14 protein-coding genes are annotated in these 11353 nt (G+C 58.2%); 7 read left to right on the top strand and 7 right to left on the bottom strand.

Annotation, left to right across the window (positions count from 1 at the left end; translation table 11 throughout):
* Positions 1-41 precede the first annotated feature (41 nt).
* A complete protein-coding gene (locus tag JNB91_RS01915) occupies positions 42-1244 on the bottom strand; it encodes a pyridoxal phosphate-dependent aminotransferase (protein ID WP_220323812.1) in 1203 nt (400 codons plus the stop codon).
* Between the two features lie 733 nt (positions 1245-1977).
* On the opposite strand from JNB91_RS01915, the gene JNB91_RS01910 reads away from it, so the two are divergent.
* Entirely contained in the window at positions 1978-2193 is a 216-nt protein-coding gene (locus JNB91_RS01910) for a cold-shock protein (protein ID WP_112456660.1), read from the top strand.
* Positions 2194-2318: 125 nt separating this feature from the next.
* Here the strand turns inward: JNB91_RS01910 and JNB91_RS01905 are convergent, their stop codons facing one another.
* On the bottom strand, positions 2319-3011 hold the full coding sequence (locus tag JNB91_RS01905; RefSeq protein ID WP_220323811.1) for an MBL fold metallo-hydrolase: 693 nt from the start codon (positions 3009-3011) through the stop codon (positions 2319-2321).
* A 66-nt stretch (positions 3012-3077) separates the two neighbouring features.
* A complete protein-coding gene (locus JNB91_RS01900) occupies positions 3078-3260 on the bottom strand; it encodes a hypothetical protein (protein WP_220323810.1) in 183 nt (60 codons plus the stop codon).
* A 355-nt stretch (positions 3261-3615) separates the two neighbouring features.
* Here JNB91_RS01900 and JNB91_RS01895 point away from each other — a divergent pair, with 355 nt between their 5' ends.
* The 4 genes from JNB91_RS01895 to JNB91_RS01880 all read left to right on the top strand — a co-directional run bounded on the left by JNB91_RS01895 (position 3616) and on the right by JNB91_RS01880 (position 6731).
* A complete protein-coding gene (locus JNB91_RS01895; protein WP_220323809.1) occupies positions 3616-4080 on the top strand; it encodes a MarR family winged helix-turn-helix transcriptional regulator in 465 nt (154 codons plus the stop codon).
* Between the two features lie 9 nt (positions 4081-4089).
* The gene (locus JNB91_RS01890) at positions 4090-4785 is read left to right on the top strand and encodes a response regulator (RefSeq protein WP_220323808.1); all 696 of its coding nucleotides are present in this window, start codon (positions 4090-4092) and stop codon (positions 4783-4785) included.
* A gap of 131 nt (positions 4786-4916) precedes the next feature.
* Positions 4917-6296, top strand: a complete 1380-nt coding sequence (locus tag JNB91_RS01885) for an ATP-binding protein (RefSeq protein WP_220323807.1) — start codon at positions 4917-4919, stop codon at positions 6294-6296.
* A gap of 69 nt (positions 6297-6365) precedes the next feature.
* The gene (locus tag JNB91_RS01880; RefSeq protein ID WP_220323806.1) at positions 6366-6731 is read left to right on the top strand and encodes a hypothetical protein; all 366 of its coding nucleotides are present in this window, start codon (positions 6366-6368) and stop codon (positions 6729-6731) included.
* Positions 6732-6794: 63 nt separating this feature from the next.
* Here the strand turns inward: JNB91_RS01880 and JNB91_RS01875 are convergent, their stop codons facing one another.
* From JNB91_RS01875 to JNB91_RS01860, 4 genes are all read right to left on the bottom strand, one after another.
* A complete protein-coding gene (locus JNB91_RS01875; protein ID WP_220323805.1) occupies positions 6795-7136 on the bottom strand; it encodes a tRNA-binding protein in 342 nt (113 codons plus the stop codon).
* A 20-nt stretch (positions 7137-7156) separates the two neighbouring features.
* Positions 7157-7972 (bottom strand): pyrroline-5-carboxylate reductase, encoded by an 816-nt coding sequence (gene proC / locus JNB91_RS01870; protein ID WP_220323908.1) that lies wholly within the window; start codon positions 7970-7972, stop codon positions 7157-7159.
* A 2-nt stretch (positions 7973-7974) separates the two neighbouring features.
* A complete protein-coding gene (locus JNB91_RS01865; protein WP_220323804.1) occupies positions 7975-8475 on the bottom strand; it encodes a type III secretion system chaperone family protein in 501 nt (166 codons plus the stop codon).
* A 444-nt stretch (positions 8476-8919) separates the two neighbouring features.
* Entirely contained in the window at positions 8920-9180 is a 261-nt protein-coding gene (locus JNB91_RS01860) for an accessory factor UbiK family protein (protein ID WP_220323803.1), read from the bottom strand.
* A gap of 188 nt (positions 9181-9368) precedes the next feature.
* Here JNB91_RS01860 and lgt point away from each other — a divergent pair, with 188 nt between their 5' ends.
* Positions 9369-10220, top strand: a complete 852-nt coding sequence (gene lgt / locus JNB91_RS01855; protein WP_220323802.1) for a prolipoprotein diacylglyceryl transferase — start codon at positions 9369-9371, stop codon at positions 10218-10220.
* Positions 10221-10241: 21 nt separating this feature from the next.
* Positions 10242-11348 carry a class I SAM-dependent methyltransferase gene (locus JNB91_RS01850; protein ID WP_220323907.1) on the top strand — a complete coding sequence of 369 codons (1107 nt, stop codon included), beginning with the start codon at positions 10242-10244 and terminating at the stop codon, positions 11346-11348.
* Positions 11349-11353 lie beyond the last annotated feature (5 nt).

Genomic DNA, 11353 nt, shown 5'->3' with positions numbered 1-11353 from the left:
TTTCCGGCGGGCTCTTTTGTTTTCATTAGAATAATCCGTTCTTACCGGCAGGCGGCGCAGAAGCGCTGGATGCGCTTGCAGGCTTCCTCGAGAAGCTCTTCCGAGGTTGCGTAGGAAATACGGAAGTTCGGGCCAAGGCCGAATGCCGAACCATGAACGACGGCGACGCCTTCGGCTTCGAGCAGTTCGGAAACGAAATCCTCATCCGTCTCGATAAGCTTGCCCGAAGGTGCCGTCTTGCCGATCAGGCCGGCGCAGGACGGGTAGACGTAGAAGGCGCCTTCCGGCTTCGGGCAAACGATGCCGGAAGCCTGGTTCAGCATCGACACGACGAGATCGCGGCGGCCTTCGAAGATCGCCTTGTTCTTGGCAACGAAATCCTGCGGACCGTTGAGAGCCTCGACGGCAGCCCACTGAGCGATCGACGATGCGCCCGAGGTCTGCTGCCCCTGGATCATGTCCATGGCCTTGATGAGCGAGAGCGGGCCGGCTGCATAACCGATACGCCAGCCGGTCATCGCATAGGCCTTCGACACGCCGTTCATCGTCAGCGTGCGATCATAGAGCTTCGGCTCGACTTCGACCGGGGTCGCGAACTTGAAGTCACCGAAGGTCAGGTGCTCGTACATGTCGTCGGTCAGGACCCAAACCTGCGGATGCTTGAGCAGGACATCGGTCAGCGCCTTCAGCTCAGCAGCGCTATAGGCGGCGCCCGTCGGGTTGGACGGCGAGTTGAAGATGAACCACTTGGTCTTCGGCGTAATAACGCTTTCGAGCTCTTCCGCGGTCAGCTTGAAATCGTTTTCCTGTTTGGTGGAAACGGCAACCGGCGTGCCGCCGCAAAGCGCCACCATTTCCGGATAGGAAACCCAATAGGGAGCCGGGATGACGACTTCATCACCCGGGTTAAGCGTCGCCATGAAGGCATTGAAAAGAATCTGCTTGCCACCGGTGCCGACGATCGTCTGCTGCCAGTCGTAGTCGAGGCCGTTCTCGCGCTTGAACTTTGCGGCGATTGCCTTGCGCAGTTCCGGAATGCCGGAAACCGGCGTGTACTTCGTCTCACCGCGGTTGATCGCGTCGATCGCCGCCTGCTTCACATTGTCGGGCGTATCGAAATCCGGCTCGCCGGCGCCAAGACCGATGACGTCCCGGCCTTTCGCTTTCAATTCGCGCGCTTTCTGCGAAACGGCGATGGTGGCGGATGGCTTTACACGGGAGAGGGCATCGGCAAGAAAGGCCATAATCGAGGTCCTGAGAGCTGTTGCATCGCGGCGAAGGTCAAAAAAATCGCCCAAAGCTGTATGTCGAATGCGGCTCGCGGTTTCAAGCGCAAAGCTTGAATGCGATCCATCAAAGTCCGTGAACACAGTGATCCCGCCGCCAGCAGAGCCGTTACAGCCCACTTGAGCCTCAGAAGACCAGGTTTTCCTCCAGCTGCCGCGAACCGCAAATTTTACGCGGCACAACCCCGAATACGGCGAAATTACGAGCAGAAAACCGCTCGACAGGATGGATTGACAAACGGCAAACACCCTCGTCCGCCCCATTGGGGCTCAATCATGCTATCCGTGTCAAATCGACACATTACCTAATACAATCAATGATAGTTGTTCGATTTTTGTATCGCCAAAGCTGTCCATGAGGCAAAAACGCCTGCCCGACAAAGGCTTTCGGGGTCTAGGATTTTCAACTTCACGGCGCAGTTTCGCAAAACTTTTTCTTGCCAATTCCCTATAAACACAGCAATCTGCTCGCGTTCGGGCAATTTACGAGCATGGGAAGACCTATAATAATGCGATCCGAAGGCGCCAAAACTTCGGGCGGGGAACTGGGGGCAATTTGAAAAAATCTATTCCTGCCATTCGCCGCGGTAACACAGGGACCCTTTCTTAAAACTGCCTGCCGCCGCCCTTTGGGGCAATAGTGTTGTGCTGTCCGCCGCTGAACACGGACAGAGAGAAAAGGACCTGCTGCATGGCCGAAACTGGCACTGTAAAATTCTTCAATACCGACAAAGGCTTCGGCTTTATCAAGCCAGATAATGGCGGCGCCGATATCTTCGTCCACATTTCTGCCGTCCAGGCGTCTGGCCTGTCCGGTCTTTCTGAAAACCAGAAAGTAAGCTTCGACACGGAGCCGGATCGCCGCGGTAAAGGCCCGAAGGCCGTTAACCTGCAGATCGACGGCTAAGCCTGCGAGGCTTTCACCAAAGTTGAGGCCCGGCAGGATTGCCGGGTTTTTTTATGCCACAGTTTCAGAAGCGACGCCTCACACTCCTTGTGAAACGCCGTAATCTCTTCGTGATGAGCATTCCCTCACGATGCAGGCGATGTGCCGTCTAGGCTATCCCCATGCGCAGAATATAGCCCCTGCAGATACGGATTGTTTCTCCGCTCCTCGCCAATGCGACCGCCCGGACCGTGACCGCAGAGAAAACCGACATCGTCGCCAAGCGGCAGAACTTTGTCCCGGATAGAGGAAAGCAGGGTCTGGTGATCGCCGCCGGGCAGATCCGTGCGCCCGACGGAACCGTTGAACAGGACATCGCCCAGATGGGCGAAACGCTGTGAACGATTGAAGAAAATCACATGTCCCGGCGCATGCCCCGGGCAATGAAAAACCTCGAAGACATGTTCACCAAAGGATACGGTGTCACCGTCGGCAAGCCAGCGATCCGGTACAAGGTTGCGTGCTTCCATTCTGACACCGAAGGACTGGGCCTGCGTCTCAAGCCTTTCGAGCAGCGGCAGGTCTGCCTCATGCGGGCCGACCACTTTCACGTTCAAAATTTCGCGGAGTTCGTCGGCACCGCCGGCGTGGTCGATATGGCCATGCGTGATCCAGATCTCCTTGATCGACAGCCCGTTCTCGCGAACCGTCTCCTGGATCAGAGCCACGTCACCGCCGGGATCGACGATGACACCTTCCCGGGTCTCGTCATCGAAAAAGATGGTGCAATTCTGCTGAAATGGCGTGACGGGAATGATCCCGGCTTGAAGTTTTCCCATGATCTCCGACCTAGGTTTGCGACCAGCCGGATATAGCGACTGCGGAAACAGAAAGCAGCCTAAAACTCACTCGCTTTCAGCAACCATATATCGCGCATCGGCGGCTACCGGAGGAGCGAGCGAAGCATTGGCGAGAAGAAAAGCACAAACGACGAGCTTGAGCGTGATGACCGTGACGAAAACCGCCCGTAGCGGATGTGGCTTCGGCTTATCCATCGTGATCGGCGGCAAGGCTGCATATGTCTGCATGAAAACTCTCCAAAGTCTGTGGCAGATTAATGAGCGGCGCGTCATTAGGTTCCGCGACGCTTATCGGACGCGGTGCCGTCAGGATTGAAAAAGCCGACCTATCTGGGACATTCCAACGGCGAAGTAGAAGACCTAACACTTGCCCTCCCCGAGGCCGGACGCCGCTTTTCAGCGCACGGCAGCCATGGAAATCATACAAATCCTGTTGATTGTTCAAGCCGTTCGCGCTTTATCGGGTGCAACGCATTACAATCGCAGAGGTATCCGGCGCAGCCTTGCGCGCCAGACCGAAGAAAGGAACAGTGCTGTGTCTCGATCAATGGCGGCCAAGCCCGTCAGGAAAGACCAACTGCCCATGCCGGCAGTCGATGAAAGCCGGATCGACTTCGAGACCATCGAACTGTTCTTTTTCGCGTATCGGGATTTCGTCTCCGATCCAGATGCGATTCTGGCAAGGATAGGCATGGGACGCGCCCATCACCGCGTCGTATACTTCGTAAGCCGCCAGCCGGGATTGATGGTCAGCGACCTTCTGGAAACGCTGCAGATTACCAAGCAAAGCCTGTCACGCGTATTGAAGCACCTCATCGAGGCCGGCTATATCCGCCAGATGGCAGGCGCGAAAGACAGGCGAGAGAGACGCCTCTACCCGACTTTGGCCGGCCGTGAACTGGCGCTTGCCCTATCGGAGCCGCAATCATCGCGCATCGCCCGTGCCATGGAGGACCTGACACCGGGCAATCGCGAGGCGGTCAGGGAATTCCTCAAGAAAATGCTGGGGCGCGACGAAAGCCTGCCTCCTGCCGATGACGATATTTAGGATGCCTCGATGACGAAAACGCCACCTTCGGACGATGCGCCTCACCTCTTGATCGTTGATGACGACAAGCGCATTCGTGACCTGCTCAACCGCTACCTGACAGAACAGGGCTTTCGCGTCACCATCGCCGGCGATGCCGCCGAGGCGCGGCGCAAGCTCGAAGGCCTGCATTTCGACCTCATCATTCTCGACGTGATGATGCCAGGCGAATCCGGCCTGTCGCTGACGAAATCGCTTTATGAGAAAAAGACGATCCCGGTGATATTGCTGACCGCTCGCGTCGAGGCGGATGCCCGCATCGAGGGGCTGGAAGCCGGTGCCGACGACTATCTGGCAAAACCTTTCGACCCGCGCGAACTTGTCCTGCGTATCAACAACATCCTGCGCCGCAGTGCGTCGGAAACGCCGAAGATCGAGCAGGTCATCTTCGGACCGTTCACCTTCTCCATCTCCCGCAAGGAACTGAGACGCGCAGCCGAGATCATCCGACTGACAGATCGGGAGCAGGAGATCATGCTCCTCTTCGCAATGCGCGCCGGCGACACCATTCCCCGCCACGAACTGATCGGTGACGACAGCGATGTCGGGGAGCGCACGATCGACGTGCAGATCAACCGCCTGCGCCGCAAGATTGAAGACGACCCGGCCAATCCGGTCTATCTTCAGACGGTTCGCGGCATCGGCTATCGGCTGAGCATTGACTAGAGCATGTCTCCCGAAAGTGGTCACCGGTTTCGGGATAAAGACATGCGCAAACACAAAGAGCTAAAGCACGGCAAGCGAATCTGAAAGATCGCGACGTGCTTTAGTCGCTGCGGTCGGCACGAGGAGCGGCAATGGCCTTTTTCGACACGTTGAGACAGAACGTGGCAGCGCTCAGCCTTCCCGGCTGGCGTCCGTTTACGCGCTGGCTACGCCGTCGGCTGCCGACCGGTCTCTATACCCGCTCCCTGCTTATCGTCATCCTGCCGATGCTCTTGCTGCAGACCGCTGTGGCAGCTGTCTTCATGGAACGTCACTGGCGCATGGTCACCGAGCGCCTGTCTGACGGCACTGTCCGCGACATAGCCGCCATCATCGAGATCATTCGCAGCTATCCGCAGGACAGCAACTATGACGAAGTCACCCGGATCGCCGACCAGACGCTCAACCTGACGATCGCCGTGGAAGAGAATGGGCAATTGCCGCCGCCAAGGCCCCGCCCCTTCTTTTCGATACTGGACGGCATATTGACCGACCAGATCACCCAGCAGATCAAGTTGCCCTTCTGGCTGGACACGGTCGGCGACAGCAAACTTGTCGAGATCCGCATCAAGTTCGATCAGCGGGTGCTCAGGGTCTTCGTCCGCCGCGGCTCCACCTATGCTTCCAACACCCACATCTTCCTGGTCTGGATGGTCAGCATCGCGCTGGTTCTGGTCCTGATCTCCATTCTTTTCCTGCGCGGCCAGATCCGCCCTATCCTCTCGCTTGCGAATGCAGCGGAAAGCTTTGGCAAGGGCCAGAAAACCGAAGGGTTCATGCCGAAGGGCGCCGACGAAGTCCGTCGCGCCGGTCTTGCCTTCATCCAGATGCGCGAGCGGATCGAACGACAACTCGAACAACGCACCGCAATGCTTGCCGGCATCAGCCACGACCTGCGCACCATCCTCACCCGCTTCAAACTGCAATTGGCGCTTGCCGGCGACAAGCCGGAACTGTCGGGCATGACCGAAGACGTCAACGACATGCAGTCCATGCTGGAAGGATATCTCGCCTTCGCCAAGGGCGAGGCGGAAGAGGATTTTGGCACGCTGAAGCTCAGCGACCTGCTGGAGCGCTTCCGCATCGATTTTGAGCTTCGCGGACGTCTGCTGACCTATGAGATCGAAGGCGAGGATGAGATTGCGGTCAGGCCGAACGCCTTCACCCGGCTCGCAAGCAATCTGGTCTCCAACGCCGAACGCTACGCGAAGACACTGCACATCCACGCAAAACACAGCGCCAAATGGCTGACCCTGACACTCGACGACGACGGCCCTGGCATCCCGGCGGAAGCACGCGAGGAAGTCTTCAAGCCCTTCTACCGCCTCGACGAAGCCCGCAATCTCGACTCATCCGGCACCGGCCTCGGCCTAGCGATTGCCCGCGACATCGCCCGTGCGCATGGGGGAAATGTGACGCTCGCGGAAAGCCCGAGCGGCGGATTGAGGGCGATCGTACGGATACCGGCGTGAGGGAGAAACGAGACTGCTTTCGGCGCGTTGCGGACTTGCGGCCTTTGGTGCCACGATTATAGTCTGATTATGCCTGACACTATCATCCCTGTTTTTGTGTTCCGAAGCGGCGGGTTCTCGCGGTCACCCGATACGGTCGTGGCTGTTGCGCCTATGGAGGCCGTCATCTTAGTCTACGGCTCTGGCGGCCTAGCGGGTGAAGGAGGACTTTCAGATGCGTTCGGTGGTGCGGCTGTATACAAGAACGATGAAACTGGGACGTGCTTCTTTGGTGTCTGGGGCGCACGAAATGCTGCAAAATTCAAGTCTGATTTAGAGTCGAAGCTCAATATTGAGGTGATCAAGGAGACGCCGCCAGCGAGGCTCAATAACTGGGGCAAGACAAAGGCGCGGCCAAAGCCAACAGGGCTAGCTGGCAAACGTTCCCGAAGCTAAGCGAGGCTGTGTACGCACTACCACTTAAGGCGCAAATCCGCCGTCAGTTCAGCTTGAAAAGCCTCACATCATCTTCCGACCGTTCGGCACGCCCTGTGTGACAGCCGCCAGCACAATCGCGCCATTCTCATCCTCAAAGCCCAAAGTGAGCACTTCGGACCTCACCGGACCGATCTGGCGCGGAGGAAAGTTCACGACGCCGAGGACCTGTCGGCCGATCAAGTCGTCAAGCGTGTAATGCACGGTGATCTGCGCCGACGATTTTTTCACCCCGATCTCGGGGCCGAAATCGATCTTCAGCTTGTAGGCAGGCTTGCGGGCTTCCGGAAAGGGCTCGGCCTCGACGATGGTTCCAACCCGTATATCAACCTTTTCGAAATCGCCGTAGCTAATCTCGTCCGCCATGCCTTCTACCTTTTATATATTCAGCTACCCAGCTCTTCAGCCCGTGTGCGGGCTGCGGCGATCGCCTTGTCGAAAATCGGCTGGATGCCGTCATCCGCCATCAGCACGGAAAGCGCTGCAGCCGTCGTGCCGCCCGGCGAAGTCACATTCTTGCGAAGCTGTGCCGCGTCCTCCGGGGACTGGTTCAACAACTCACCAGCCCCCGACACGGTTTCCCGCGCGAGCCGCATGGCGAGGTCCGCCGGCAGGCCCAACTTGCGACCTGCCTCTGCCATGCACTCGACGAGATAGAACACATAGGCGGGGCCACTGCCCGATACTGCCGTTACGGCGTCGATATCGGCTTCGGTTGCGACCCATTCGACGGGGCCGCTGACCCTCAGCAATTCATGAACGGCTTCGCGCTGCTGATCGCTGACGCGCGCATTGGCAAAAGCGCCGGTTACGCCGCGACCGATCATCGCCGGCGTGTTGGGCATGGCGCGCACCATGGCGGCATCGCCAAGGTGGCTGTTGAGATAATTGAGAGTCTTGCCCGCAGCGACCGAGACGACCACCGTCTTCTCGCCTACAGCCGGCTTCAATGGGGGCAGAACCACATCCATCATCTGCGGCTTCACGGCGAGAAACAGGATATCGGCAAACATACCTTCCGGCACGGCGGTGACATGCCTTGCCCCCGCAGCCGTAATCCTGGCCTGCATCTTTTCCGATGGTGACGGGTCGACGACGGTGATCCGGTTTCCCGCAACGCCCTTGTCCAGCCAGCCGGACAGCATCGCACCGCCCATATTGCCGGCGCCAACAAGGATGATCGATCCGCTGCCAGCCACCATGTTCAGCACTCGCCGACGGTTTCGAATAGTACGGCGTCCATGGCCGCCTTGGCTTCCATGCCGGACCAGACGACGAACTGGAATGCCTGATAATAGCTCTCGCAGGCGTCGAGCGCGCTGGAAAGCAGCACTTCCACCTGCTGGTTGGTCGGTTCGGCGCCGCCGGCCAGAAGCAGCGACTGGCGGAAGATGATGACATCCTCCTGACGCCACAGGTCGAAATGGCCCATCAACGTCTGACCGTTCACATGCGACAGCAGGCGGAGGATTTCGTTGACGCGGATTTCGGGAATTTTCAGATCGAAGGCGCAGGCCAGATGCAGCGCCTCAAAATCCTCCATCCAGGAGAAGGATACGTGATAATCAGTCCAGCGACCTTCCACGGTCATGGCGATTTCGTCTTCGCCGGAGCGCTCGAACGTCCAGTCGTTGGACGCAGCGACGAATTCGATCATGTCGACCGGATTCGATTGACGTTCAATTTCCAATTCCATGAGGCTCATGCGGCACCTTTTAGACCGGAATGAATGCGAAGTTGCGAGAAACGCCAACACGCGAAACAATTAACCGGAAACAACATTTCCGATGATCTTACGGCGCCGCCAGATTAACGCTCTAACCCTGCCTGGAGCTTACCAGTCCGTTTCGAATCATCATTTAAAATCAGTGTAGCTAGACCACTTCGAGCTTCCACCCCCTCCCCCCATTATTTCGGTGGGTTAAGCTCCCTATGGTTCGTATCGGAGATCAGCGGAGATGGGTAAATGACTCTGCCGCTTACACTTTTCGACAGTGTCCACAGGCGGGAGTTTTCTGAGGATACACCCATCTCACCATGAAGGGACATCGTCCCGACGCGGCACGAAAAAGTTAATGACGAATACGAATCGGCCTCCCATGCGAACATGGAAGGCCGAATGATTCTTTCAGAATGAAGCGAGCGTTGATCAGCCCTGCTGGGAGCCGAGCTTGGCTTCGAGCGCTTCGATACGCGCCTTCAGCGCATCGTTCTCGTCACGTGCGCGCGCAGCCATCTCGCGCACCGCTTCGAATTCCTCGCGCTTCACCACATCCATGCTGTTGAGAAACCGGTCGGCCTGCGCATGGAAGGCAGTCTCCATCTCCTTGCGCACGCCCTGGGCAGCGCCGGCTGCGTCAGTCATGATCTTGGCGAAGTCGTCAAAAATGCGGTTGGTTCCGGTCGACATGTCGTCATCTCCTTGAAGCCGGCGGAAATGCCCCGGCATATCATCAATCCATGACAAGGAAGTAGGGCCACCGGCGATCCGTTGCAAGCTCCATCCACTACTGTGGTAACCGGTTGCGCGATTCCGGCTTGACCGCCACTTTTGGTAAGGCCATGTTCCGCCGACGTCGGTTACACCGGGAACAAACATTGTACGAAGCTCTTAATCTTCTTGCCATTCTGCCGTTTCCTAACATCGATCCGGTGGCATTTTCCATCGGGCCTCTTTCCGTACACTGGTACGGACTGGCCTATGTCGCCGGCATCATGATCGGCTGGTTTTACGCCCGCAAACTGATCGCCAGGCCGACGCTCTGGAAGGGCGACACGGCCCCGATGACCAAGACGCATCTGGATGACTTTCTGGTCTGGATCGCCGTCGGCATCGTCGTCGGTGGCCGCACCGGCTATATTCTGTTTTATGATCTGGCGCCGATGCTGGAAGACCCGGTCCGCATTATCCAGATCTGGAATGGCGGGATGTCCTTCCACGGCGGCCTTATGGGCGCGATCGTTGCGATGATCCTGTTTGCGCGCAAGAACGCGATCCCTGTCTGGAGCATGTTCGACATTATCGCCGCCGTCGTTCCGATCGGCCTGTTCTTTGGCCGTATCGCCAACTTCATCAATGGTGAACTTTGGGGAAGGCTGAGCTCTGCGCCCTGGGCGATCGTGTTCCCGACCGGCGGGCCGTTCGCCCGCCATCCGAGCCAGCTTTATGAAGCGGGGCTGGAAGGAATTGTGCTTCTCCTCGTGCTCGCTGCGCTGATCTTCGGCATCAAGGCCTTCAAGACGCCTGGCCTGATCGCCGGGATATTCGTCATGGGCTACGGTTTGTCGCGTATTTTCGTCGAATTTTTCCGCGAACCTGATGCGCAGCTCGGTTATCTTCTCGGAACGAGCTGGCTGACCATGGGCATGGTGCTTTCGCTTCCGATGGTGCTGATCGGTCTTTGGGCTGCTCTGCGGGCGCTGGTCGCAGCCCGCACTGCCAAGGCATGAAGGATCAGGTCCGCCATGAGCATGTCCGAAACCACTCCGCTCGCCGACAAGATCAAGAATCTCATCCGCACCAACGGCCCGATCACCGTTACCGATTATTTCGCTCTTTGCCTCGCTGATCCGGAATACGGCTATTATCGCACCCGTGAACCGTTCGGCCGTCACGGCGACTTCATCACCGCACCGGAAATCAGCCAACTCTTCGGCGAGATGATCGGCATTTTCATGGTCCATGCCTGGCAACAGCACGGAACACCGGAAAATGTTCGCCTCGTCGAGATCGGGCCTGGCCGCGGCACGATGATGGCCGACATGCTGCGCGTCATCAAACGCATCTCGCCTTCGTTGTTCGAGCGGATGTCTGTCCATCTGGTGGAAACCAGCGAGCGCCTTCGCGGCGTGCAGCGCATCACGCTCGAAGCCTATTCGACACTGATAAACTGGCACGACAGTTTTGAAGACGTGCCTGAAGGTTTCTGCCTGATCGCCGCCAACGAACTGTTCGATGCCATCCCGATCCGCCAGTTCATCAAGACGCCAACAGGTTTTCGCGAGCGGCTGATCAGCCTCGATATCGATGACGAACTCGCATTCGCGGCAGGTATCGCGACCGTTGATCCGGCCCTCCTTCCCGATCATACAGGCACGGTTCCGGACGGCACCATCTTCGAAGTCGCCCCGGCCAGACAGGCTGTCATGCAGACGCTGTGCGAACGCCTGCGCCAGCATGGCGGTACCGCTCTGATCATCGACTACGGCCACATGGTCACCGGTTTCGGCGATACGCTGCAGGCCGTGATGAACCATGAATTCGACCCGCCATTTGCCCATCCCGGCGAAGCGGATCTCACCAGCCATGTGGATTTCGAAGATCTCGCCAAGGTGGCGCTCGCAAGCGGCGTCCATCTGAATGGCGGGCTGCGTCAGGGCGAATTCCTCTACGGCCTCGGCCTCGCCGAACGCGCCACCGCCCTTGCCCGTGACAAGGATCCTTCGGAACAACGCCTCATCGGCGCAGCCGTCGATCGTCTGGCAGGAGAAGGTGCGGGCAAGATGGGCGAACTCTTTAAGGTCATCGCCGTTTCGAGCCCCGCCGTAAAGCTCATGCCATTCCGCTCGATCGACTGATCCTT

This window comes from Aliirhizobium wenxiniae, from assembly GCF_019511445.1.
In the GTDB taxonomy this organism is placed as follows: domain Bacteria; phylum Pseudomonadota; class Alphaproteobacteria; order Rhizobiales; family Rhizobiaceae; genus Neorhizobium; species Neorhizobium wenxiniae_A.
This window is presented reverse-complemented; position numbering and strand designations above follow the sequence as displayed.